We start from the raw sequence: 26,227 nt of genomic DNA, 5'->3' as shown, positions 1-26,227 counted from the left end.
AAAAGCGTTCAGTTGATCACGTAAATTACGGCGAATGGGATTTCGTATGAAATGTGTGATCTGAGAGACAAAATGCGTGCGGGTATGGCGTTGGCTAATGGGAATAATGAGAAAAACGTGGGAGAGTGGTGCGTTAACCCCTTTAGAAGTTAACGCACCGATCAATCAGGATGCTTTATCGCTGACAAAAGGGGCGATATAGCGCTGATAGCGTGATTCTTTCAGCTGTTTCAGGTCGACCAGCACCAGACCGTCGATGCAGTTATTGAAATCGGGATCGATACCGAAGTCGATAAACCGCACGCCTCCCGGCTCACACAACTCCGAATACTGCTTGTAGAGCGTGGGGATCGCACAACCCATGTTGCTGAGCATGCTTTTCAACCGCGTGAGATCTTGCTGGTAGTCCGTTCCTTCAAACTGTTTCAGCACGTCAGGCAGCGAGGCCGGATAAGGGCGACGCGACGTAGCCAGCGGCTGATCGGGCGTGAAGTGCAGGCGATAAAACGCAACCAGCAAATCACGAGCATGCGGCGGCAAGGTGCCGGAAAGCGACACCGGACCGAACAGGTAGCGGTGTTCTGGATAGCGCGCCAGATAGGCACCAATGCCCAGCCAGAGATAATCCAGTCCGCGTTTACCCCAGTATTTAGGCTGAATAAAACTGCGTCCCAGCTCAATGCCGGATGCCAGTATCGGATCCATTTCGTCGCCGTACTGGAACAGACTGTGGCTGTAGAGGCCGCTTTTTCCTTTTTCTGCGATCAAACTGGCCGTCGAGACAAAGCGATAGGCACCGACAATCTCCAGTTCTCGGTCATCCCACAGGATCAGGTGCAGATAGTCATCGTCATAGCTGTCCAGATCGCGGCGTTGGCCGGAGCCTTCGCCCACGGCCCGGAAGGCGATTTCGCGCAGGCGTCCGAGTTCGCGCAACAGCGGCACGTAATCTTCTTCACCGCGACGATACAGATAGACAATCTTGCCATCCGGCGTGGTACCCAGCGTTTCACACTCTGACAGCGCGCGCTTCAGCAGCACGCGATCTTCGGCCAGCGCAATGGGTTTTTCACCGGTAAAACAGCCGGGCTTTCCTTGCCCTAGTCGATAAACGTGACGCCGGAAACGAGCCGCCAGATCGTTGGCGTTCCATTCGCCCTGACTCCAGGACGCATAGGGAATTCTGGCACCGATACGCAGCTTGAGGGTTTGGTCGCGCTGACCAAACATTTCTCTCACCAGTAGGAGGGTGGAGAGTGGGCGATAAACCATGGAAGAGAGATAGAACAGCGCACTGTTGCGTCCGCCGATATGAATCGGAACCACGGGCGCGCGGGCTTTGCTCGCCATGCGGATAAAACCGTTGTGCCAGTGACCGTCGCGAATACCTTGCAGGCTGGCGCGTGAAACTTCACCCGCGGGGAAGACGATGATCGCGCCGTCGCCTTCCAGATGCTGCTGGATGGCGCTGATTTGCTGGCGTTTGGTGCGGTTATTGAAGTTATCGACGGAAAAAAACAGATTTTTGAGCGGGGCGACATAAGAGAGTAGCTGGCTGGCGACGATGCGGACGTCGGGCCTGACGCTGGCGACGGTGCGCAATAGCGCCAGACCGTCCAGTGAACCAATGGGGTGGTTGGCAACCAACACCACCGGTCCCTGACTGGGGATATTTTCTAAATCCCCTTCGACCATTTCACAATTAAAGTTGAAGTAGTCAAGAATCTGTTCGACCAGATCCAATCCCTTCAAATGCGGGTAACGCCGCGCAAATTGCTGCATTTCATTTTCAAATAGCAGAGAACGCAAAACCGTTTTCTGCCAGGGTGGCGTATGGCGATGCGGGACAAGATCTTGCAGAATGGCGTCTAAGCTAAACATAAATCGTTCTCCGTAGCTCTCCGTGGCTAAAAGTACGGGATAGAAATGACATATTTATGTCTGTTGATAGATTATTAGCCAAAACTGTAAATCTGTGTAATGAACGCGCGATTTTTTCGTGTGGGAATATCGAAGCATGTTGTATGCACTAAGAGCCTAACGGGGTTACTGACTTGAAAACCAATCTGATTACCCGCGAGGGGTATGACAAACTGCGTGCAGAGCATGAGCATCTCTGGAATGTAAAGCGCCCTGAAATTACGAAAATTGTCTCCTGGGCAGCTAGTCTGGGGGATCGCTCAGAAAATGCGGACTACACCTATAACAAGCGTTTATTGCGCCAGATCGATCGTCGTGTGCGCTACCTGAGAAAATGCCTGACGGAATTGAAAATCGTTGATTACTCGCCGCAGCAGGATGGCAGCGTATTTTTTGGCGCCTGGGTTGAGATCGAGAATGAACAAGGGGAGACGAAGCGTTTGCGGATTGTCGGCCCGGACGAGATCTACGGCGACAATAAAGACTATATTTCGATCGATTCCCCGATGGCGCGCGCCATGCTGAAAAAAGCGGTTGATGAGGAATTCACCGTGAATACGCCAGACGGCCCGCGTGAGTGGTTCGTCAATTCGATTGAGTACGTTAAGTAAAAAGCGGCCCGGTAGTGACATGTAGATGAAATTTGCATGTGTGCGACATACCGGGCAGGCGCACTTTTATTGAGGAATAATATCCCTCTTTTGCGAGCTATCGGCGCAACGGGCTTAGTCATTTCTATTTTGCTAAGGTCCGTCGCGAATGCCTGCTGCACAAATCTCTTCCGCATGATGCAACCCCGCGCGGTTTCAATAATCGCAATAATGTTCACGTTTTCTAATCTATTACGATTTATCATCTCCCGCGTGTCATTCAGCATTTCTTTGGATTCTATTTTAGGTAATACAATTCCCCATGTGACTATTTTATGTTTGTATTTTTCGCTATTTCTTAATTTATCTTTATTATTGAGTCTATTCAGAAACTCAATATCTTCACTGAATTCCATTTAACCAAGTTTGTTTAAATGTATATATCTTTTGCAATTTATTTCAGAGACGGGCGTGTCATTTTTATTCCACTGGATAATATTCTCTCTGGCCTGGTTTTTTCATCAGGATGAACAGCATCTTCTCAATCAACTATCACGGCATCGGAACCCCAGCAGACGGCTTGTTGAAAGCGGTGGGGCGCATTACCAGGCATAAAGAGATAGGTTTTAGCGTGTCCCATGCTGCTTTGTTTCTGTTAGTTAATTGATTAATTGAGATTTTATTAAAATGTAACTAATTGGTTGCGAATAGGAATGATATCTATTTACATTTCTATGGTTGATATGCTAGTTTTCCGTTCATTATTTTTAAATCCATCTATCACGACATTTTTATTAAGTCTCGGGACGTGTTAACCCGAGACCTAATGACGCCCTTTTATACGTTACTGCAATCGGTTTTTACTTGTTTTATCGGTATGAGGAGTGGTTATGAATATCAAGGCTGACGATGTTAAACACAGGGATATACATCAGGATGTAGATGATTTTCTCTCTGATTATTCAAATAAAAATGCGCTAAGGCGATTGGTTCGCTGCTTTTTCGCTGAAGGGATTTTGAATAAAAATGACCTGAGGTTTATTAAGGGTAATTCCAGAGAAGCAACGCTAATTTTGCAGGGTGGCAAAGGTATATTGAAATTTGATGATATTTCCCCCGCACCAGCAAACACCTATATTAATAATGGAAATATTTATCTCATTCATTCAGATGGGACGTCTTTTCCCGTCACCAGCCACGAGCGATTGATTGATTTACTTCGCGACAATTTCGATTTTCAGCCTGACGAGAGCGGCATCAGTGGCCTGAAAAAAGACGTCGGTAACAGCATTCGTAATGATACCAACGCCCGGCGCTATCGGTGCCAGTGGCGTGCTGAAGTGGCTGATGCCATGCAGCAAGATGGGCAGGACGCTTTCACGCCGTGGCTGCGTCGGCAGCTAAGCATTCGCGATGCCGCCATGTTTCTCGACCAGTGGGGATCGCTGGAAGGCCACCCTTATTATCCGACCTGGAAATCCCGCCCCGGCCTGAGTGACCAAGACGTCCAGCAGCTGTCACCCGAATTTAACGCCCGCGTGCCGCTGCGTATTACCGCACTGCGCCGCGACATGGCGTATGTAGAATCCATGCCGCACGTCGATGATTTTCATGCGTGGTTTGCTCAGGCATTCCCCGCGCTCTGGCAGGACTGGAAGCAGCGCCTGAATCAACAAGGGCTGGATGAGAAGCAGTGGCTCCCGCTGCCCATTCACAGCTGGCATCTGGAAAACTGGGTGAAATCCCACTACGCGGATGAAATTGCCGAAGGGATTCTGCTTACCGATGGCCCCGATCTCATCACGCTGCCGGGTATGTCGTTCCGTACCGTTTTGCCCGTTGAACCACCTTCTTCCCCTTTCATCAAACTGCCCGTCGCCATCTGGATGACCAGCGAAATGCGCAGCCTACAGGCGAAATCCATCCACATGGGGCCACGTATCAGCACCATTATCGCAGCGATTCTGGCGCAGGAAGGTGGGTTTGAGCAGCGGCTGGAGTTTTTCCGCGAAGAGACGGCGTTCCACTACAAGCACGCGATTCATCAGGATGACGCGCCGGGAAAACACCTCTCCGTCGTGTTCCGCGATGCTCGAATTTATGAACGCACCGACGGCGCGCTGCCCGTGACCGTCGCGACGCTGTTTACGGCGCTGCCTCACCGCAACCAGCCGCTGTTCTCCGAGCTGGTGACGCTGTCCGGGCTTGGCCCCGAAGCGTGGTTCCGTCAATACGTCCGCGCTGTAACCCGACCTGTTATCGCTATCTATCTGCTGTATGGCATCGGGCTGGAAGCGCATCAGCAGAACAGCCAGATCCTCTTTTCACTGGAAGGTGTCGCGCAGGGATTATTAATCCGTGATTTCGGCGACGGGCGCACCTATGCACCGCTGCTGCGTCAGCGTGGTCATCATCTGCAACCCTACGTCTGGCCCGGCATTCTGCCCACGGTATTTGAAGACGACATCGAGCCGGTGCGGATGTTTGTCGTCGATGCCTGCTTTGTCAGCCACCTGCACGAACTGGCGCTGGCGCTCAGCGCGGAATACGGCTTTGCCGATGCCCGGCTGTGGCAGGTGATGAAAGAAGAAACTGCCGCGGCGTTTGACGCGGTGAAGCCGCGCGTTGATGGCGAGCTGTGGCAGACCGAACGCGACATGTTTTTGACCCAGCCCTGGTATACGCGTTCGCTGCTGCGCATGCACATCCAGGAATATCGCGACTACCGGATTCAGCACGGTCTGAGCAATCCCTTCCTCACGGAAGGGGGAGAAACCCGCATCGGATCGTGATGTATGGCGATGCTCCCGCCTCACAGGCTGAAAACGGGAGCATCTTTTTCACTCCTCATTTTGAGATGGATAACTTTGTTGATGAACGCCAGGAAGAACTTCACTCCACCTACCGGGAAGACTCGTTTTCCTATTCCCTCCGTGTTGGCCGTCGCCGTCACGGCTGTGCTAAGCGGCATCGCGATACCCGCGCAGGCGGCAACGGGCGAGCGCGATGATTCCACGATCGTGGTGGAAGCTAAAGACGCGGAAGCCGTGCAGGGGCTGGTCGCGGGCGGCATGTCGGCGCGGTCGTCCAGCACCGGGCTGCTGGGCAAAAAAGACGTGATGGATACGCCGTTTAACGTCAGCAACATGACCTCATCGTTTATTGAAAATAAACAGGCCCAGACGCTGGGGCAGGTGGTTGCGCATGACGCATCGGTGCGGGTGAGCAGTTCTCAGGGCGGTCTGCTGGATTCCTACTACATTCGCGGTTTTCCACTCAATGAAGGAAACCTGAGCGACATCGCCATGAACGGCGTCTACGGTGTTGCGCCCAACTACCAGCTGATGACTGACTACATCGAGCGGGTGGAAGTGCTGAAAGGGCCGTCGGCTCTGCTGTATGGGCTGTCGCCTAACAGCAGCGTGGGGGGCGTGATTAACGCCGTCACCAAACGCCCGACCACCGTCGGCAATCTGACCCGCCTCACGACCAGCTGGCAGTCTGATTCTCAACTCACACAGCATGCGGATATTTCCCGCGTCTATGCACTGGACAATAACAATCTGCTCGGCGTGCGTTTTAACGGCAATTACGGCTACGGCGACACGGTGTGGGATGGCAGCGACAAACGTACACAGGTCGGTGCGCTCGGGCTGGATTTCTCGTCAGAACGCTTCCGTGCCACGCTGGATCTCATCACTCAGCACCTGAAAACGCGTGCGCCATCGCGGCCCTATTCGTTTGCGCCTGGTGTGACTGTGCCTGACGCACCGGATGGCAATAACAATATTTCCCAGCCGTGGGGATTCTGGCATTCCAAAGACCAGTCGGTGCTGCTGCATACCGAATACGATCTGGCGGATAACGTCACCTGGTTTACCGATTTGGGCGGTTCCAGCGCACACGTAAGCCGACTGTCGGAGCAGGTGCCGCAGGTCACGAATAACAATGGCGATGTGAGTTCCGCCGTGGGGAATTATCGCTTTACTACCAGCCGCTACACGCTGGCGACCGGTGTTCGCGCGGATGTGGAAACGGGTTCGGTGACGCACAAGCTGTCGGCACAGACCAGCTACTATCGCGATCGTCAGGCGACCGGTATCGGCAACGGAACAGCAATTAACTCAAATATTTACAATCCGGTTTCTTCACCTGCCCAGAATGTCGCTGCACCGCCAAGCGTGTATAAACGCTCTTCCACTGCGCTGTCAGGTATCGCATTGGCGGATACGCTCGGCTTCTGGAACGATGCGCTGCAAGTCACGGGCGGGCTACGTTATCAACAGATCAAGTCGGATAACTTTGTTCCCGGCAATAGTGCGCCATCATCGTCCTACGACAAAAATGCGATAACGCCGATGGTGGGTGTCGTAGTTAAGCCCTGGCAGCACGTCTCACTCTATGCCAACTACATTGAGGGGCTGAGCAAAGGCGATATTGCGCCTGCGAATGCGAGTAATCCGGGTCAGGTGCTTGCGCCGTATAAGAGCAAGCAGTACGAAGCTGGGGTGAAAGTGGACGCGCTGGGGACGATCTCCACGCTGAGCATTTTCCAAATTACCAAGCCGAGCGGCGCACTGGTTAACGGTACGGGTAGTGAGTTCGTTACCGCTAACGAGCAGCGCAATCGGGGTATCGAGCTGGATGTGGTCGGTTCACCGCTGGAGGATCTGCGCCTGACCGGCGGCGTGATGCTGCTGGATGCCGAGCTGACCAAAAGCGTGACGCCGGGGGCGCAGGGCAAGCGCGCGCCGGGCACGTCGCGTTTTCAGGCGAATGCCGGAGTGGAATATGATCTGCCGTTCCTGCGCGATCTGACGCTGAACGCCAACGTTACTCATAACGGGAAGCAGAACGTCAACACCATCAATACCCAGTCAATTCCTTCCTGGACCACCGTTGATTTCGGCGCGCGTTACAAGACACGAATCTATAACGCGCCCACCACGTTCCGTGCCGATGTACTCAACGCCTTTGACCGCAATTACTGGTCTGGCGTGACATCGTTCAGCACGGTATCGCAAGGAACGCCGCGGACGCTGATGCTGTCCGTCGCGGTTGATTTCTAAGGATATGTGTTTTTCAGGAACCGAACGTTAAGGAGATAGCGATGAGCAACCTGTTTAGCTTTGCCGCAGTGTCTTCCCTCCCTGTCGCGCAGGCCCACTGGCCTGAGAGACTGACGCCTTATCTGGATAGTGAGATTGAGCAGTTTGTTTTCAACTCGCCGCAAAGGTTGTCATGGTTGGTTGAGCAGTATGGGTCACCGCTGAATATTGTCTGGCCGCACACCGTGGCCAACAATATTGCGGCATTGCGGACAGTGTTGCAGCGTCACGACGTGGACTGCCGCCTGTACTACGGCGCGAAGGTGAACAAGTCGCCGGGTTTAGTTCAGGCGGCGGTTAACGCGGGCGTCGGCGTGGATGTTTCCAGCTTACAGGAGCTGAAAGATGCGCTGCGGGCAGGCTGTGACGGCGCGCGGCTGTGCGCCACAGGCCCGGCCAAAACGCGCGAGTTCCTGACGGCGCTGGTTCATCATCGCGCCCTTATCGTGCTGGATTCGCCGGAAGAGTTCGATGAGGTGCTCGCGCTGGCGGATTTGCTGCGCGTAACGGAGCCCGTGCGGGTTCTGCTGCGCTATCGCCCGTCGTTCGCTCAGGCCAGCCGGTTTGGCATGCTTGCTGATGAGGTCGCACGCTGTCTGGAAACGTTGAGTACCAGACAGGATGCACTTCATCTGGAAGGTTTCCATTTCCATCTAGGCGGCTATGAGCCCGATACCCGCGTGGCGGCATTCGCTGAGGTGCTGCCGTTGCTGGAGCGGGCAAGGTCAAAGGGATTAGAGCCCGCGATTATGGATATCGGCGGGGGATTGCCGATTCAATATCTTCCGGCTTCACGCTATCAGGATTATTTAGCGCAGCAGAATGGGGCGGATTACCGCCACGGTCAGGTACCGACCTCGTTTTACCCGTATGGCGGTGAGCGCTCGGCAGCTGACTATCTTGAGGCATTCCTGTCCGCCTCAATTGGACAGGATCGCGTAGCGGACGTGCTCAAGCAGTACGGCCTGATTCTGGCGATTGAGCCGGGACGCAGCCTCGCTGACCAAAGTGCGATTACCGTGTTTCGCGTCACGCGTACGCGCCGCCAGCCGGATGGCAACCACGTCGTGTTTGTGGAAGGCAGCAGCTTCAGTGCGTGCGAAACCTGGTTTAACTCTGAGTTTTTGATTGATCCTCTGCATGTTTTTTCCGTCAAAAAAGACACGCCTCTGGTGCCGGGCAAAGCCTGGATCGCCGGACACAGCTGTCTGGACGACGATGTCATTACGAACCGATTGATTCATTTTCGAACCGTGCCGCAGCCTGGCGACTTACTGATTTACGCGAATACGGCGGGATACCAGATGGACCTGCTGGAAAACGCGTTTCATCGGCATCCGCTGCCTGCGCGCCTGTGTGCGTTTAAAGGTAAGAAAGGTGAGCTGATTTTTTCCAGTGATAACTGAATGGAGCAGAACCATGATCCTGAATAAAGTAACTGATTTGATTGGTAATACGCCCGTTATACAAATCCCGGTTCCCTATGGGGATACGCGTTTATTTTTAAAAGTGGAGAAGAACAACCCCGGCGGCAGCATGAAGGATCGCATGGCGCGAAATATGATTGTCGCCGGGCTGAAGTCAGGCAAAATCCGCCCCGGCGGCACCATTGTCGAGTCGTCATCGGGGAATACCGGTATCGGGCTGGCGCTAGCGTCGATTGAATACGGCCTGCGCTTTATCGCCGTGGTCGATCACCACGCGGCACAGGACAAAATTGCCATCATGCGCGCGCTCGGCGCGGAAATTCGCTATGTCTCCGGCGACTACGGCGAAGATGAGGTGGCGGTGGTGGAACGCCAGCGTATGGCGGCACAGCTGGCGCAGGAAATACCCGGCGCGGTGTTTATGAACCAGTCGGACAACGCGGCGAATGCGGGCGGCTATGCCGATTTTGTCCGCGAGCTGTTCAGCCAGATTGGCAAGATCGACGCGTTTGTTGGCTGCGTGGGCACCGGCGGATCGATGACCGGTATTTCGCACGGTCTGAAAGTCCATAACCCAGATATCACGACCATTGCCGTTGAACCGGTGGGCTCTATCGTCTTTGGCCACCCCGGCAAGCCTTACTATCAGTCCGGCACGGGGACACCAGCGGGGGATACCGTAGGGCTGGTGCTGGATTACAGCTGCATCGACTGTGGCGAGCAGGTTTCGGATACGCAGGCATTTGAAACGGCACGCTATATCGCACGGCACTACGGTCTGCTGGTCGGCGGCTCGACGGGCGGGGTGATCTATAAGGCACTGGAGCTGATCTATCAGGATCGTATCGGCGGCAACGTTGTGCTGGCGATTGCCGACGGCGGGGAGAAATACCTGCACACGGTGTTTAACGAAGAGTGGCTGGCGGCGCGTAACCTGATAGATAGCGGCGTGTGGCACGATCTGGATCGCTGGCTGGGTAACGCGATCTCTCTGGAGCAGGCAAGCTAAGGAGTCAAGGATGATCGAAACGCTAAGCGGGCAGCCGCTTAACGTGGTGATTTGCGGGGCCGGTAAGACCGGCCATCTCACCACGGTGCTGTTTAAACAACGGCCGGACGTCAAGGTGACGCTGCTGGGCAGCCATCCTCGTCTGCCGGAAACCTATCAGCAGCACGGTAAACGGCTACACGCATTGCTGCCGGATGGCGAGACGCTGACGGCCACGCCGGACTGCGTGACCTGTGATCCGGCGGAAGCCTGCCGCGATGCGGATGTCGTTATCATCACCGTTCCCGCCAACTTCCGCGCCGACCTTCTGGCGCGGATCGTTCCCCATCTGCCTGCCGATAAACCGGTTTATGTCGGTGCAATTCCCGGTTTTTGCGGTTTTGACTGGTTGGCTGAACGTGAATTAGCCGCTCGCCCAAACGCGGTGATTTGGGGAATGAAGGACGTCGCGCACATTGCGTTTGATTTGCTACCGGGCCAGTCGATCAAAATGGGCGGCGAAAAGGCCATGCTGTATGTCGCCACGCACCGGCGTGAAACGGCTGCGAGCCAGCAGGCGCTGATGGCATTGCTGCAACGGCTCTATTCTGCGCCCGTGGTGCTATTGCCGGATTATCTGGAAATCACACTTACGCCGGGTAACCCGATTATGCACAGTGCGGTGATTTATGGCCTGATCGGTCCCTACGGGCAGTGGCATGCCCGACCACTCTCGCAGCCGCTATGCTGGTGGAATGATTGTCCGGAACTCGGTGCCTATTATCTGGAACGCATGGATGAAGAGAACCAGCAGCTGTGCGCGGCGCTGGAGACGCGGCTTGGCGTGCGGCTGGATTCCGTGCTGCCGCTCAAGCAGGAGATTATCGATGCCTATGGCGATCAGATTGCTGATGCGCACACGATGCTCTCCGTGCTGCGCACCAATCAGGCTTATCACGGCATCGGTTTGCCGTTGCAAAAGCATGACGCTGGCGGGTACGTGTTTGATACGCAGCATCGGGTGTTTCAGGAGGATATTGCCTACGGCCTGAGCCTGCTGGTGACGATTGCGGAGAATCTGGCCGTTAGCGTGCCGTACATTGAGGAAGTCTACCGGTGGTGCAGCGATTACATGGGAACCTCCACGCAGGATCGCCCCGACTACTTCCCGCCGTACTGGCTGACGGATGAGATGAATTGACGTGATGACCGTAGCGGGAATGAGGCCGGGTGACGCCGTGGAATCAGAAGGAGCTGACGCATGCGCTTGAGCGGACAGGTCGCGTTCATCATCCACTTTATGTTTGTCGTACAGCTGGTCGCGATGGGCGCGATGGAGATGAGCGGGCCGTTTTGGCCGCTGCATCTGGAAAGTATGTCATCTGGTGCGGAACTGAGTATCGCGGGGATTGCCGTGTACGTCGGGCCGATGCTGGGTATTATGCTGACCAGCGCCTTCTGGGGACGGATGGGCGATCGGCTGGGCAACAAAGCCATGATGATCCGCGCGCTGTTTGGGCTGGCGTTAACCCAGCTTGGGCTGGCGTGGGCAAACGACATCTGGACGATAGTCGTGCTGCGTTTTATTCAGGGTGCCTGTGCGGGCTATATTGCGCCCGCGCAGGCGTATGGCGTCGCGGTGGTCAGTCCGCTACAGCGCACACGGCTGTTCGCCTGGCTTCAGGTATCTACCAATGTGGGATCGCTGCTGGGAGCGATTGTCGGCGGGCTGATCCTAGATTACCTGAACTTCTTCTGGATCAACCTGAGTGCGGCGATCCTCTGCGCGCTGTGCGGCATTACCGTGGCGCTGTTTCTGCCGCATGTCGCCCCCGAGGTTCCCGTTGCTCCGCCTGCGGACGCGCAGGCGAAAGCAATTCCCCGCCGGCGGCTCTGGGCGCTGTCGCCGATTCCCGGTTTGCTGCTGATTTCTGGCCTGCTGCTGAGCAGCCGCATGATCCCGCAGACGCCGTTTTCCCTCTATCTGGACGGCGTCTTTCAGGTGGATAAGTGGGTTATCGGGCTGTGTTATGGCTTGCAGGCGACCGGCGTGATTGTCTCTGCGTCGCTGTGGGCGCGCTATTTTGAAAACCTCTCGTTGTCGCAAACGCTGAGCCGCCTGTGTGTGGTGATGCTGGCCTGCGCCATCGTGACATTGACGGCCGCCACAATCCTGAATATTGCGATTTTCATTCCGCTTTATTTCCTGTGGGGCGTGCTGCTGGGGGCGACAACGCCCGTTCTGATGGCGCTGATTTCCCGTGCGGCGGGGGCTGGGCAGCAGGGTTACATACTCGGCGTGGCGCAAAGCGTCAGCCAGTTTGCCTCTATTCTGGGCATTTCTTTGGGGGGATGGGTTCTCTACTCCCCTGGACTACGTTCGCTGTTCTTCTGCGTTGGTGCCGCGTATCTGGTGACCTTTCTGGTCTCGCTGATGCTGCTACGACGCCTGCGGATACAGGCGGAAAAACATGACTCTCTCTCGACGAAGGGAAATATTGAAAATGTGTAATCGTTGGACGCGGCAACATTGCCGTCGGTTATTGCTGAGTGCGCTGTTGATGGTCGGCCTGTCGCCGCTGGTGGGGCAGGCTGAGCAAACCGCGCAAACCTCCACTGTCATCAAGGACGTGTTGGGGCGCGAGGTGAGAGTCAACACGCCAGTGCAGCGCGTCATGTTGGGAGAGGGGCGTCAGCTGTATCTGGTTGCGATGCTCGATCGCGAAGATCCGGCGAAAAGGATTGTCGCCTGGAAGCGCGATCTGATTCAGTCGGATCCGGCAACGTGGCACCAGTATCGCGATCGTTTTCCTCAACTGACGAAAATCCCGACGTTTGACGGCACGGAAAAGGGCACGTTTGACGTGGAGCAGGCGGTGTCGCTGAAGCCGGACGTCATCATCATGAACATTGAGGCGCAGCGGTCGATTGTCGATGCGGGCTACGACCGGATACTGGACAGCGTCGGCATTCCGATTGTGTATGTCGATTTTCGCTATCACCCGCTGGAAAACACTGCGCCGACGATGCGTCTGTTCGGCAAGCTTTTTAATCAGGAAGCACGTGCCGAAGCGTTTCTCGCATTCCGTGAGGCGCAGCTAAAGCGCGTTTCCGATGTGCTGGCGGCAAAAAAAACGCGTTCACCACGTGTGTTCATTGAACGATTGGGTGGCTATACCGATGAATGCTGTCTGACGTTCGGCCCGGATAACTTCGGGAAATTTGTGCAACTGGCCGGTGGCGATAATGTCGCGGCGAAGAATGCGCCGAGCACTTTTATGCAGATGCACCCTGAACAGGTGATTGTGGAAAACCCAGAAATTGTGGTGATCACCAGCGGCAACTTTGAGGCCTTCGTGCCCGGCGGACGCTGGATTGGTCTGGGGCCGGGGCAGGATATGACGGAAGGGCGCAAGCGTCTCGAATGGTTTCTGGGGCGTCCGGCCTACACCAACAGCATCGCCAAGCAGCAGCGTGCATTTCATGCCATCTGGCATCAGTTTTACAACGGCCCGTATGACTTTATCGCCATTCAGCAACTGGCCGAGTGGTTCCACCCGGACTTATTCCGCGATCTCAACGCGGATGACACCTTCCGCCAGCTTCACCAGCAGTTCCTGCCGGTTGATTACCAGCCGGGTTATTTCGTCAGTCTTGCGCAGTAAGTCACTCACCGTCGGCTCCGGTACCTATGCCGGAGCGACACGAGACCGTTACGTCAGGAGTAGGAGGTAGAACGTGTTTGAAGTATGACCTACCAGATTGCTCTTACGCCCTTTCCTGCTTCCCTCTGAAAATGTCGATATGTCGAACGTGAAATGCCGGCGGCAACGTCTTCTCTGCTCGCTTTTCTCCCGCTTTTGCTGCCAGCGCGCCTTTTTATTGGCGGCGGCGTTACTATAATCTTCGTAAACGACAATTCTCGCTAACCGCAATCGCCATTAATCGCCGATCATTTCATGCCTGAGAGCACAGGAAATGATTGATTACACGAATTTTAATATGCTTTGTAACAATTTTGCCTAGAATGTATACCAGAAACGACTGTCAGTAATTCGTATGTTTCTGAACAATAGCATCGTCGGCGCTATTACGCCTTTGGAGAAAGAGAATGCAAGAAAACTATAAAATTCTGGTTGTAGATGACGACATGCGCTTACGTGCACTGTTAGAACGTTATCTGACTGAGCAGGGTTTTCAGGTACGTAGCGTAGCCAATGCTGAACAGATGGACCGTTTACTGACCCGTGAATCCTTTCACCTTATGGTGCTGGATCTGATGCTGCCCGGCGAAGATGGGCTGTCCATCTGCCGTCGCTTGCGCAGCCAGAGCAATCCGATGCCGATCATTATGGTGACGGCAAAAGGGGAAGAAGTTGATCGTATCGTCGGGCTGGAAATCGGCGCGGACGATTATATTCCTAAACCTTTCAACCCGCGTGAACTGCTGGCTCGCATCCGTGCGGTGCTGCGTCGTCAGGCGAATGAACTGCCGGGCGCGCCATCGCAGGAAGAAGCCATTATCGCGTTTGGCAAATTCAAGCTGAATCTGGGCACGCGCGAAATGTTCCGTGATGATGAACCGATGCCGTTAACCAGCGGCGAGTTTGCCGTACTTAAGGCGCTGGTGAGCCACCCGCGTGAACCGCTGTCCCGCGATAAGTTGATGAATCTGGCCCGTGGTCGTGAATACAGCGCGATGGAGCGTTCCATCGACGTACAAATTTCTCGTCTGCGCCGCATGGTGGAAGAGGATCCGGCGCACCCGCGCTATATCCAGACCGTGTGGGGTCTTGGCTACGTGTTTGTCCCGGACGGCAGTAAGGCATGATGCAATGGCGCTTTTCTCCGCGCAGCTCATTTGCACGGACGTTGCTACTGATTGTCACGTTGTTGTTTGTCAGTTTGGTCACCACCTATCTGGTGGTGCTCAACTTCGCTATTCTGCCGAGTTTGCAGCAGTTCAATAAAGTGCTGGCATACGAAGTAAGAATGCTGATGACGGACAGTCTGCAACTGGAAGATGGCTCCACGCTTGAGGTGCCGCCTGCGTTCCGACGTGAGATTTACCGCGAATTGGGTATATCGCTGTACACCAATGCAGCGGCGGAGGAAAGCGGCCTGCGTTGGGCCCAGCACTACAAGTTTTTGAGTGACCAGATGGCGCAACAGCTGGGCGGCCCGACGGATGTACGGGTTGAAGTCAGTAAAAACACGCCGGTGGTGTGGCTGAAAACCTGGCTGTCACCGGATATCTGGGTGCGCGTTCCTCTCACCGAAATCCATCAGGGCGATTTCTCGCCGCTCTTCCGTTATACGCTGGCGATTATGTTGCTGGTGATTGGCGGCGCGTGGCTATTTATTCGGGTGCAGAACCGACCCTTGGTTGAGCTGGAGCATGCGGCTTTGCAGGTCGGGAAGGGCATTATTCCGCCGCCGCTGCGTGAATACGGTGCTTCCGAAGTGCGTTCTGTGACGCGCGCCTTTAACCAGATGGCTTCCGGCGTGAAGCTGCTGGCCGATGACCGCACGCTGCTGATGGCGGGCGTCAGCCACGATCTGCGTACGCCGCTGACGCGAATTCGTCTGGCGACCGAAATGATGGGCAAGGAAGATGACTATCTGGCGGAGTCGATCAATAAGGACATTGAAGAGTGTAATGCGATTATTGAGCAGTTCCTCGACTACCTGCGTACCGGTCAGGAAATGCAGACGGAAGTGGCCGACCTGAACGCGATTATGGGCGAAGTCGTGGCATCGGAAAGCGGTTATGAACGCCAGATCGACAGCGATTTTGCTACCGGCGAACTGCTGGTGCGCATTAGCTCGCTTTCGATCAAACGTGCGGCGCTGAATCTGGTCGTGAATGCTGAGCGTTACGGTAACGGCTGGATAAAAGTCAGTACCGGGCGTGAGCTACAGCGCGTCTGGTTTCAGGTAGAAGATGACGGAGAAGGCATCGCGCCCGATCAGTTACAGCATCTGTTCCAGCCGTTTGTGCGTGGCGATAGCGCGCGAACCACGAGCGGTACAGGGCTGGGGCTGGCGATTGTGCAGCGTATTATCGATGCACACAATGGTGTGCTGGATGTCGGCAGCAGCGAACGCGGTGGGCTCTGCGTCCGCGCGTATCTGCCGCTGCTATCGGACATCGCGGTAGCGGATGCGGGCATCGCGAAAGAGTCATAAGCATTTTGGGCTGCACTGGCATGAATAAGAAAGGCGCGATTCCGCGCCTTTTTCGTGATAGTTTTTCTTCAGCGTTTACCGCTTCGGCCCTGCTTTCACCAGTGCTGCGCCTGCCGGAGCATCGGTATATTTATCGAAGTTGGTGATAAAGCGCTGTGCCAAATCGTCCGCTTTTTCCTGCCATTGTTCGACGCTCGCATAGGTATCACGTGGGTCGAGAATGTCAGGATTGACGCCAGGTAGCGAGGTCGGGATGGCCAAATCGAAGACAGGCAGCGTCTGCATTTCTGCATCATCAATACTGCCGTTCAGAATGGCGTCAATAATCCCGCGCGTATCCTTAATGGAAATACGTTTGCCGCTGCCGTTCCAGCCGGTGTTCACCAGATAGGCCTGTGCGCCAGCCGCCTTCATGCGTTTCACCAGCACTTCAGCGTACTGTGTCGGGTGCAGCATTAGGAACGCTGCGCCGAAGCAGGCGGAGAAGGTCGGCGTCGGTTCCGTCACGCCGCGCTCGGTTCCCGCCAGTTTGGCGGTAAAGCCGGACAGGAAGTGATACTGCGTCTGATCGGACGTCAGGCGAGAAACCGGTGGCAACACGCCGAACGCGTCCGCCGTCAGGAAGATCACTTTCGTTGCATGGCCCGCTTTAGAGACTGGCTTAACGATATTCTGAATGTGGTAGATCGGATAAGAGACGCGGGTGTTCTCGGTTTTGGAGCCGTCGTTGAAGTCCACGGTGCCGTCTGCCAGCACGGTGACGTTCTCCAGCAGGGCATCGCGTTTGATGGCGCCGTAGATATCCGGTTCTGCTTCCTTAGACAGCTTGATGGTTTTGGCATAGCAGCCGCCTTCAAAGTTGAAGACGCCGTCGTCGTCCCAGCCGTGCTCGTCATCGCCAATCAGCTGGCGTTTCGGATCGGTGGATAACGTGGTTTTGCCCGTACCGGACAGGCCAAAGAAGACCGCCACATCGCCTTTTTCACCGACGTTTGCCGAGCAGTGCATGGAAGCGATGCCTTTCAGCGGCAGCAGGTAGTTCATGATGGAGAACATGCCTTTCTTCATTTCGCCGCCGTACCAGGTGCCGCCAATCAGTTGGATGCGCTCCGTCAGGTTGAACGCGACAAAGTTCTCGGAGTTCAGCCCCTGTTCCTGCCAGTTTGGGTTGGTGCATTTTGCGCCGTTCATCACGATGAAATCTGGCTCAAAGCCTTCCAGTTCTTCATCGCTCGGGCGGATAAACATGTTTTTGACGAAATGCGCCTGCCAGGCCACTTCCGTCACGAAACGTACGCTGAGGCGGCTGTCTGGGTTAGCACCGCAGAAGGCATCAATGATGAACAACCGCTTGCCGGACAGCTGCGTGGTAACGAGCTGCTTCAGGTGCGTCCAGGTTTCCTGACTCAAGGGCTGGTTATCGTTCTTACCTTTACCTTGATCGGACCACCACACGGTGTCGCGGGTTACGTCATCGCGCACGATGTATTTATCTTTCGGGGAACGGCCAGTAAAAATGCCGGTATCGACGGCTACTGCACCCAGTTGGGTTTCGATGCCGCGTTCATAGCCTTGTAGGGTAGGGGAGCGTTCTTCTTCAAAAAGCAGTTCATAGCTGGGATTGTAGACAATATCGCGGACATCATGGATTCCATAAGCCGTCAGGGCTTGCGGGGTAATACCGTTGATCTGCATGTTGCTACTCCTCAAGTTATAGTCGTACTACTAAACATTGTAGGGAGTGAGCTTATTTTAACCGCGATAGCAATCATAAAATTAAATAAATTCATTAATAACTTTGCTTATTTAGGGTGTGTGAAAAATAATCACGGCGGTTTATAAGTGGGAAAATAAGCAAAAGAAAACGGGTACTGTCGTACCCGTTAGAAAGATTAATGCAACAGATTTCCTGATGAATCGTGCCGTATGGCGCGGATGTCCAGCGAATTAAACAGGTAGTGCGTGCCGCAATAATCACAGTGCATATCGATTTCACCGTCCTGCTCGATCATCTCATTCACTTCCTGATCGGACAGCGTCATTAATGCATCTGCGCAACGATCGCGCGAACAGTGACAGCGGAATTCGACATTCTGCGGCTCATACACGGTTACCTCTTCCTGATGGTAAAGGCGGTACAGCACCTCGGTGGCAGGCAGGGTAAACAGCTCGTCGGCTTTGACCGTCGTGGTGAGCTGTGCCAGATGATCAAAATCATTACGATCGGCGTCTTGTGCGGGCAATACCTGGAGCAGCATACCAGCGGCTGCCTGTTTCCCGTCGTGTTGACCCGTACGGATAAACAACCGCGTCGGCAACTGTTCGGACTGCTGGAAATAGCTCTCCAGACATTCGGCAACGGTTTCACCTTCTAAGCCGACGACGCCCTGATAACGCTCGCCGTCAGTCGGCGTAATGGTAATGACCAGATAGCCATTGCCGACCATCTCTTTCAGCGAACTCCCCGGTGCGATATCCCCTTGCAGACGGGCAACGCCGCGCATCTGCTGCTGGTGGTTACCGTTAATCACCGCCAGTTTCAGTGGGCCATCGCCCTGAAGCTGAACGGTAATATCGCCGCTGAATTTCAGCGTGGCCGTCAACAGGCTGGTGGCAACCAGCATTTCACCCAGCAGCGTTTGCACCGCAGCTGGGTAGTCGTGGTTGGTCAAAATACGTTGATACGTTTCGTTAACTGTCACCAACTCGCCACGAACGGCATAATTTTCAAACAGATAACGATGTAGTTGGTCGTGAGCCATAATATTTTCTCGTCGTTGTGCAGAGATGAGTTGTATTGCGATGAGTGGTGCGGCAATCGCTGAGCCTTCTCTCTATTGTCAGCAGTTTGATGACCAACAAATGAAGGGCGGAGCGTTATTCCTGATCGCTGTATTTAAATTTAATCAGATCGCGTCGCTCTTTTTTGTCAGGGCGGCGATCGGGGTGTGGCATCGTTAGCGCATTCATTTTCCGCGCCTGCGACAGCTTTTCTCGTTTCTCAATGCTTGCGGCCGTTTCCTGATACAGCGCCTGCGCCTCTGTTGCGCTTCTGCGCTGGCCGCTGACGGCCAAAATTATAACGGTGCGTTCATCATTGCCCTGACGCAGTTTGATCTCGGCATTCAGTTCGACCTGTTTGCTCGGTTTACCGCGTTGCCCGTTATAGTGCACTTTGCCGCCGTCGATCATCTCGCGAGCCATCGCCCGGGTTTTATAGAAACGGGCGGCCCAAAGCCATTTGTCCAGACGAACGGCATCGTCGGCCTGCTCGGTAGCTTTCACCATAAATCCCCCTGATTACCCTGCGTTAACGGAGTGACGCAGAGCCGGTAGCAGCGCAAGGTAGTCGTTCATTGACGGATGTTGCAGGAATGCCTTTTCCTGCTGGCTGGAATCGGGATTACGCACGCCCAGACAGTAATGGATACCGAATGTTTTCGCGGCATCCAGAATCGGTTCGCTGTCATCCACGAATAACGTTCTGGCGGGGTCGAAGCCAATCTGCTGCTGTACGGCCTGCCACAAGCGCTGATTCTCTTTCGGATACCCATAAGTATGGGTGGAAAGTAATAAATCAAGGTGCTGATCCAGCCCGGTGTGTTCGATTTTTACCGCCAGACTGTGTGGATGGGCGTTGGTCAGCAGAATCGTCTCTTTACCGCATTCGCGCAGCGCCGCTAAAAACGGCGTTGTGTCATCGCGCAATCGGGCTTGCGTGCCGATATCCGTCGTCATTTGATAGATATCCAGATCGAGACGTTCTGACCAGTAATCGAAACAGTACCAGTTTAGCGTGTGCTGAACGGCCTGGTACTCCTGTTCGATAAGCTGCTGCGCCTGTTCAAGGCTGATGCGACGTTTTTCACTGAGCGACTGCGGCACCAGTTGAAGCCAGAAATAGCTGTCAAACGCCAGATCGAGCAGCGTGCCATCCATATCCAGTATCACGGTGTCAATGTCGTGCCAGTTAACGTGGGGATTCATAACGACTCCAGATGTCGCGCCGTGCTATAGGGATGATGCAGCAGAAGGCGCGCAATGCAATTGTGACAGTAGTGACGGGAAACTGATGCCACTAGGTTAGCATAACCGCAGAGCGGGCACGATGCCGTTAGCGGGGGAGCTGTGGGCGATTGTCTGGGAACAAATTCGTCATCATATTGAACCGTGAGGCGTAATAGCGCTGAATATCGGTCACTCGCTTCTGGCTTTTACGCATCTTAATCCCAGTCAAAACCGCATTAACGATAAACGTTACGGAAAAGAGCAGCAGCAGCAGACAACTGCCGAGATAGCGCCAGACGGTAATGACGTCAGGCTCGCTGTGTAGGCTGATGTGCTGGGTTCCGTTGGCATCCGTATTGAGCTGTGTGATAACGCCCGTGGCGTTAAACGGTGTATGCAATAGCATCGCGGAAAGCCGTTGGAGTTCCTGCCACTGATCTGATGGACGATATTCACTCAGCGGCTTCGGAGGGAGCGGATGGTTAACGAACTGTCGGCCTTCGTCGCTGCGAATCAGGAATCCACCGGGCGGTGGGCTGTTCAACGAATCTGCCGCGTTATTGATTTCCTGATAGAAGAATTGATCGGTAGAACTGTTGACCAAGGATTCCAGCGTTTCTGCACTGACGGCAGGCAGCACCACATTCATGCCTTTCAGCGTGCCGGAATTGGCGTCTTTTACCAGCGTATTCCAGTTCTTGACGTCACTTAGATTCACCAGCGCATTTTTCAGGCGGGAGCAATCGTTTTCCTGCCGACACAAATCTTGTGTTCTCAGGACAACTTCAGCGAAGTTTTTCATCAGAATCAGCCCTGATTTCTGGATCGTAGACGCTAACTGAGAGTTAACCTGACCTTCTTTTTCCGCTTGCGGATGAAGTTGGCTGTTGACGGATTTCAGTAGGGCAGAAGCTTTTTCTATTGTCTCGGATTCCGGCAATGGCAGCGGCGCGGCTTTATTCCAGTAAATGGCGGAACAGTCAAAAGGGCTGAACGCATACGACGACGGTGCGGAGACGGGATGAATGCCTGCGGGCACGTAGCACATGCCGTTGCCACGGACAGCCAGCGAATCGCCAATACGGAGCTGAGCGGTTTCCAGATCGCTGACCTGCGTGACCTGAATGCGCTGCGCGCCCTGAAGCCAGGCCAGACTGAGTTTTAGCGGTAGTTCAAGCGGCACGTTAGTGACGAGCAAAATCAGGCTGAGTAGTGAACCAGCTGCCAGCAGTAGATTCCTGCCCCAGCGCTGTAGCGGGAAATATTTCACTTCATCATGCAGCGATAGGTGCTCTCCCTGACGGATCACCTGTCGGTTGAGATAGATATCGACATCCGTTTTTCGCCCGAGATCCTGCGTGATATAGGGCTGCCAGTGCGGTGGGTAAATCAGATCGATATTACCGAGCGAGATATTGCCGAGCGGCCCCTGATTGGATTCGCCAAACAGCCCCAGCCCTTGCGGCGTGCCGTGAAGGCAGTGTACATCCCGCAGTTCCTGAGCGGATGGTGAGCGGAAAAGCTGCCACAGACTCCAGCCTGCTAATAATGATGCAGTCCCGATCAGCCAGGGGAGCAGGGCGATAGGGCTATTCAGGCTGATGAACAAAAGCAGAAAAGACACGCAGAGCACGGCCGTTTCCTTCAAGCCTCCAGAGTGGTGCATGGCGTGCTCTTCACGTGTTTCCTTACGGATGGTGACGAGCTCGGCATGCTCACTGCCTTCCTGACGGATGGAGGCGTTCGGAACAGGGACTTCGCTCGGCAGTGGAGCGAGTGGACGATCGTCGAGACACTCGGTTAGCGAGTGTCCATTCAAGGAAATGACCAGCGGGATCGAGCGCGTCTTAATCAGTTCGACGGTGTTATTTTCGGTAATGAACGGTTCCCAACTGGGCGGCAAATGAACTTCTTGCGTATCGATATAGTAGCGCCACTTATTCTGAGCATCAGTGCTCAGGCCGTAGCGTGTAATCGTATGGGTGATGGGGTAAACCCGATTACTTTCCAGGGAACGCGGCAGTTTGGGCTGCTCATTGGGGGTATCAAGCGGCGTGGTTTGTTGACTGTTTTCCTGAGCCAGATAACGCTCAATGGCGATCCGTTCATCTTCAGTCAACCGTCGCGGAAGCGATTGCGAAACGGGTAACGGCGGAGCGGATAAGAAACGGTGACGCATACGGTAGGCAACAAGACCTCCGACAACGATCAGACAGGCAAGCAATATCGCCAATAGGGTAAATATTGTGCTCATGTCATCTCCATTCCAAAACTCGATGCTCCTTGTTCTCGTCGGAGTTTAACAAAATTATACAATCGATGATAACCCGTATGGCATTGTTTTCTTAGATTAATAACGTAATTGTGAATGGAATTAATCGCATAAGGTGATGATAGTAACAAGCAAAAAATGCCGCTTGAATGAGGATATTCCTATTTTTTTTAAGTTATTGACTTTTTCTGGTGGTTTCTCATACAGGATGTATCCTTCATGTTGCCCACACGTAAATTCATCGTCACGATAGTTGCAGCGGAGGCGGCTGTTAACGCACAATGTGAACAGAATCAAAAAAGAATATTTACGATCTCTTCTTATTCAACAGCATGCCATGTTCAGGTTGCGATAAACGCCGTCTTTCATGCACGTTGGGCTAAGGTGCCGTTCTGGTCGTAACTCTCTGGGGGGCATCAATGAGTCATAACCTGAAAAAACCTAAAATCCTCAAGGTAGAAACGGTAGCGCATTCGCGCCTGTTCAATGTGGAATCCGTCGATCTTGAATTTAGCAACGGGGTACGGCGGGTTTATGAACGGATGCGCCCAAGCGGCCGACAAGCGGTGATGATTGTCCCGATCATTGATGATGAACTGCTGTTGATCCGCGAATACGCTGTCGGTATCGAAGAATACGAGCTGGGCTTTCCCAAAGGGCTGATCGATCCCGGTGAAACGGTCTTTGAAGCCGCTAACCGCGAGCTGATGGAAGAAGTCGGTTTTGGGGCGGAAAAGCTGGAGTTGCTGGCGACGTTAACGATGGCGCCCTCCTATTTTTCCAGCCAGATGAATATCGTGGTGGCGCGTGGGCTGTATCCGCAGAGTTTGGAAGGCGATGAGCCGGAGCCGATGCCGCAAGTCCGCTGGCCGATAGATAACATGATGTCGCTGCTGCAAGAGCCTGATTTCCGCGAAGCGCGTAACGTCAGCGCGCTGTTTCTGGCCCACGACTGGCTGCGTCGTACACCCCGCTAATTTTTAATAAACCAACCTGTTTTTCATAAGCCAACATAGCAAAAAAGAAGGCGCAGTTTCCTGCGCCTTCTTTGCCTTGTCTGATGCTGTCGAACGCTGGCTAGAATAATTCTTCGCTTTGTCCGTTATCCATCAGCGTAGTGCCGACTTCATGCACTTCGTATTCTTTCGGCTGCGTTCCGTCAATGAAGTACTCAGAACGACTATTACCACCACCGTTGGACAGCTTGCCGCTGCTGCGGTCAATCACCACACTGACGATGCCTGCTGGCGGCGTCAGCGGTTGTTCCGGTACGCCATCCAGCGCGGCTTTCATGAAATCATCCCACGCAGGCTGCGCTGATTTCGCACCGCCTTCATAACCAGAGATCTGATCTTTGATAGCGCCAGATGCGCTGCTGGCACCCAGATCGCGACGGTGATCGTCGAAGCCGATCCAGACTGACGTCACCAAATTCGGGCCATAGCCGGAGAACCAGGCATCTTTGGAACTGTTCGTTGTACCGGTTTTACCGCCGATATCACGACGTTTCAAGTCACGACCTGCACGCCAGCCCGTACCCATCCAGCCCGGCTCACCGAAGACGTTGCTGTTCAGCGCGTCTTTAATCAGGAACGCCAACGGCGTGTTGATAACATGCGGTGCGTAAGGCTGAGCGGCGTTTTGCTGTGCGGCCTCTGGCGTAACAGGTTCCAGTTCTGGCTGTGGCAGGCCTACCGGCGGTGCTTCGTTTGACGTGGCAACATCTTCAACGTTAGTGGTCGCTAACACTGGAGAACGCGGCGTTTCACCGTAGACCAGCGGGAGATTACAGGTATCGCAGACCACTTTTGGCGTTGCGGTAAACACCGTACCGCCCGCCTCGCTCTCTATCTTGCTAATCAGATAAGGATCGACCAGATAGCCGCCGTTTGCCATGACGGCATAGCCACGTACGACCTGTAGCGGCGTAAACGAGGCGGCACCCAGCGCCAGCGATTCGGTATGGACGATATTCTGCGCCGGGAAACCGAAGCGTTGCAGGTAATCCGCCGCATAGTCCACGCCCATCGCACGCATGGCACGCACCATCACCACGTTTTTGGATTGACCCAGCCCCTGACGCAAACGGATTGGACCATCGTAGGTTGCCGGTGAGTTTTTCGGCCGCCAGTCAGATCCTGCACCAGCATCCCAACGGGTGATCGGTACGTCGTTCAGAATCGTTGCCAGCGTTAAACCTTTGTCCATTGCAGCGGTATACAGGAACGGTTTGATGTTGGAACCAATCTGACGCAGTGCCTGCGTCGCACGGTTGAATTTGCTTTGGTTAAAGTCAAAACCGCCAACCAGCGCTTCTATCGCACCGTTTTTCGGGTTAAGCGAGACGATGGCCGAGTTGACGTCCGGCACCTGTGCCAGCCACCAGTCATCGTTCACTTTACGCACCCAGACCTGCTGGCCTGCCTGTACCACGTCCGTGACGCGCTTCGGTGTTGGCCCTTGCTGCGTATCGGAACGGTATGCACGTGCCCAGCGCATGCCCGCCATTGGTAGAGCAATATTGCTGCCGTCAGACATGAGCGCAATCGCGTTGTCAGCCGTGGTGCTGGTAACGATGGCCGGAGAGAGCGGGCCGTAGACCGGCAACGCTTTCAGAGCGGCAATCATCTTCGCCTGATCCCAGACGCCTTCGCCGACTTTCCACAGCACTTTGCTCGGGCCGCGGTAACCGTGGCGCATGTCATAGGCGAGGATATTATTACGCAGCGCATCCTGTGCGGCGGTTTGCAATTTTTTGGTCACCGTCGTGTAGACCTTATAACCGTCGTTATAAGCATCTTCGCCGTAGCGTTTGAACATCTCCTGTCGCGCCATTTCTGCGACATACGGTGCGGAGAACGAAATATCCGGTGCGTGGTAATTCGCGACCAGCTTTTCGTTACGCGCTGCATCGTATTGCGACTGCGTGATGTAGTTTTCATCCTTCATACGTGCAAGGACGACGTTGCGACGGGCAACGGCACGGTCGTAGGAATAGAGCGGGTTGAACGTCGATGGTGCCTTCGGCAGACCGGCGATCATCGCCATTTCGCTCAGCGTCAACTGGTCAACAGGGCGGCCAAAGTAAACCTGTGCCGCCGCGCCAACGCCATAAGCGCGATAGCCGAGGTAAATCTTGTTCATATAGAGCTCAAGGATTTCATCCTTGGTCAGCAACTGCTCAATACGGATAGCCAAAAACACTTCCTTGATCTTACGAATCAGGGTGCGTTCCGGGCTCAGGAAGAAGTTCCTGGCGAGCTGTTGCGTAATGGTACTCGCCCCTTGAGAGGCGTGACCAGAGGTGAGCGCGATAGACGCGGCGCGGATGATCCCGACGGGATCGACACCGTGGTGATCATAGAAGCGGCTGTCTTCGGTCGCGATAAAAGCGTGTACCAACTCAGGGGGAACCTGGTCCAGCTTGACCGGGATACGGCGTTTTTCACCAAACTGAGCGATCAGTTCGCCATCGGCGCTGTAGACCTGCATAGGCGTTTGCAGCCGAACATCTTTCAGCGCGGCGACATCGGGCAGTTGGGGTTCGATATAACGGTACAAACCGTATATCGAGGCAGCTCCCAGCAGAATGCAAGAGACTGCAAGGATGAATAGATACTTTACGAACTTCACCTGGGATTTTCCATTCAGTAGCGTTTGGACAGTTTATAAACAATCGGGCGCTAGTATAAAGGTAAGCCAGCACTGTGGATACGTTCTTTTAA

18 protein-coding genes are annotated in these 26,227 nt (G+C 54.4%); 11 read left to right on the top strand and 7 right to left on the bottom strand.

Translation table 11 applies throughout. The features are described 5' to 3' along the window. Positions 1 to 165: 165 nt before the first annotated feature. Positions 166 to 1,881 carry a lysophospholipid acyltransferase family protein gene (locus tag BJJ97_RS03240; RefSeq protein WP_095993046.1) on the bottom strand — a complete coding sequence of 572 codons (1,716 nt, stop codon included), beginning with the start codon at positions 1,879 to 1,881 and terminating at the stop codon, positions 166 to 168. Between the two features lie 173 nt (positions 1,882 to 2,054). Here BJJ97_RS03240 and greB point away from each other — a divergent pair, with 173 nt between their 5' ends. The 10 genes from greB to envZ all read left to right on the top strand — a co-directional run bounded on the left by greB (position 2,055) and on the right by envZ (position 16,222). Further along, on the top strand, positions 2,055 to 2,531 hold the full coding sequence (gene greB, locus BJJ97_RS03235) for a transcription elongation factor GreB (protein WP_095993045.1): 477 nt from the start codon (positions 2,055 to 2,057) through the stop codon (positions 2,529 to 2,531). An 869-nt stretch (positions 2,532 to 3,400) separates the two neighbouring features. Then, positions 3,401 to 5,302: an IucA/IucC family protein gene (locus tag BJJ97_RS03225; RefSeq protein WP_095993044.1), complete on the top strand. Its 1,902-nt coding sequence runs from the start codon at positions 3,401 to 3,403 to the stop codon at positions 5,300 to 5,302. Between the two features lie 81 nt (positions 5,303 to 5,383). Continuing rightward, positions 5,384 to 7,579, top strand: a complete 2,196-nt coding sequence (locus BJJ97_RS03220; protein ID WP_095993043.1) for a TonB-dependent receptor — start codon at positions 5,384 to 5,386, stop codon at positions 7,577 to 7,579. A gap of 41 nt (positions 7,580 to 7,620) precedes the next feature. Further along, a complete protein-coding gene (locus BJJ97_RS03215) occupies positions 7,621 to 9,024 on the top strand; it encodes a Y4yA family PLP-dependent enzyme (RefSeq protein WP_095993042.1) in 1,404 nt (467 codons plus the stop codon). 13 nt (positions 9,025 to 9,037) lie between these two features. Beyond that, positions 9,038 to 10,054, top strand: coding sequence for a PLP-dependent cysteine synthase family protein (locus BJJ97_RS03210; RefSeq protein ID WP_095700802.1), 1,017 nt, complete (start codon positions 9,038 to 9,040; stop codon positions 10,052 to 10,054). Between the two features lie 10 nt (positions 10,055 to 10,064). Continuing rightward, entirely contained in the window at positions 10,065 to 11,234 is a 1,170-nt protein-coding gene (locus BJJ97_RS03205; protein WP_095993041.1) for an NAD/NADP octopine/nopaline dehydrogenase family protein, read from the top strand. 60 nt (positions 11,235 to 11,294) lie between these two features. Continuing rightward, positions 11,295 to 12,545 (top strand): MFS transporter, encoded by a 1,251-nt coding sequence (locus tag BJJ97_RS03200; RefSeq protein ID WP_095993040.1) that lies wholly within the window; start codon positions 11,295 to 11,297, stop codon positions 12,543 to 12,545. Beyond that, a complete protein-coding gene (locus BJJ97_RS03195; protein ID WP_095993039.1) occupies positions 12,538 to 13,698 on the top strand; it encodes an ABC transporter substrate-binding protein in 1,161 nt (386 codons plus the stop codon). Before BJJ97_RS03200 ends, BJJ97_RS03195 begins: the two co-directional genes overlap by 8 nt. Before the next feature lie 446 nt (positions 13,699 to 14,144). Then, positions 14,145 to 14,864 carry an osmolarity response regulator transcription factor OmpR gene (ompR, locus tag BJJ97_RS03190; RefSeq protein ID WP_005969424.1) on the top strand — a complete coding sequence of 240 codons (720 nt, stop codon included), beginning with the start codon at positions 14,145 to 14,147 and terminating at the stop codon, positions 14,862 to 14,864. Beyond that, positions 14,861 to 16,222: a two-component system sensor histidine kinase EnvZ gene (envZ, locus tag BJJ97_RS03185; RefSeq protein ID WP_095993038.1), complete on the top strand. Its 1,362-nt coding sequence runs from the start codon at positions 14,861 to 14,863 to the stop codon at positions 16,220 to 16,222. Before ompR ends, envZ begins: the two co-directional genes overlap by 4 nt. A gap of 75 nt (positions 16,223 to 16,297) precedes the next feature. Here the strand turns inward: envZ and pckA are convergent, their stop codons facing one another. The 5 genes from pckA to BJJ97_RS03160 form a co-directional block, all read right to left on the bottom strand. After that, entirely contained in the window at positions 16,298 to 17,917 is a 1,620-nt protein-coding gene (gene pckA, locus BJJ97_RS03180) for a phosphoenolpyruvate carboxykinase (ATP) (RefSeq protein WP_095700797.1), read from the bottom strand. A 197-nt stretch (positions 17,918 to 18,114) separates the two neighbouring features. After that, positions 18,115 to 18,984, bottom strand: coding sequence for an Hsp33 family molecular chaperone HslO (gene hslO, locus BJJ97_RS03175; RefSeq protein WP_095993037.1), 870 nt, complete (start codon positions 18,982 to 18,984; stop codon positions 18,115 to 18,117). A 115-nt stretch (positions 18,985 to 19,099) separates the two neighbouring features. Continuing rightward, positions 19,100 to 19,510 carry a ribosome-associated heat shock protein Hsp15 gene (gene hslR / locus BJJ97_RS03170; protein WP_095993036.1) on the bottom strand — a complete coding sequence of 137 codons (411 nt, stop codon included), beginning with the start codon at positions 19,508 to 19,510 and terminating at the stop codon, positions 19,100 to 19,102. 12 nt (positions 19,511 to 19,522) lie between these two features. Further along, positions 19,523 to 20,209 (bottom strand): GMP/IMP nucleotidase, encoded by a 687-nt coding sequence (yrfG, locus tag BJJ97_RS03165; protein ID WP_095993035.1) that lies wholly within the window; start codon positions 20,207 to 20,209, stop codon positions 19,523 to 19,525. A gap of 127 nt (positions 20,210 to 20,336) precedes the next feature. After that, positions 20,337 to 22,484 carry an intracellular growth attenuator family protein gene (locus BJJ97_RS03160; RefSeq protein WP_095993034.1) on the bottom strand — a complete coding sequence of 716 codons (2,148 nt, stop codon included), beginning with the start codon at positions 22,482 to 22,484 and terminating at the stop codon, positions 20,337 to 20,339. A gap of 437 nt (positions 22,485 to 22,921) precedes the next feature. On the opposite strand from BJJ97_RS03160, the gene nudE reads away from it, so the two are divergent. After that, on the top strand, positions 22,922 to 23,479 hold the full coding sequence (gene nudE, locus BJJ97_RS03150; protein ID WP_014916864.1) for an ADP compounds hydrolase NudE: 558 nt from the start codon (positions 22,922 to 22,924) through the stop codon (positions 23,477 to 23,479). Between the two features lie 100 nt (positions 23,480 to 23,579). Here nudE and mrcA read toward each other — a convergent pair whose 3' ends face one another. After that, on the bottom strand, positions 23,580 to 26,135 hold the full coding sequence (gene mrcA / locus BJJ97_RS03145; protein ID WP_095700791.1) for a peptidoglycan glycosyltransferase/peptidoglycan DD-transpeptidase MrcA: 2,556 nt from the start codon (positions 26,133 to 26,135) through the stop codon (positions 23,580 to 23,582). Positions 26,136 to 26,227: the final 92 nt, after the last annotated feature.

The organism is Pectobacterium polaris (assembly GCF_002307355.1).
GTDB classification, from domain to species: domain Bacteria; phylum Pseudomonadota; class Gammaproteobacteria; order Enterobacterales; family Enterobacteriaceae; genus Pectobacterium; species Pectobacterium polare.
This window is presented reverse-complemented; position numbering and strand designations above follow the sequence as displayed.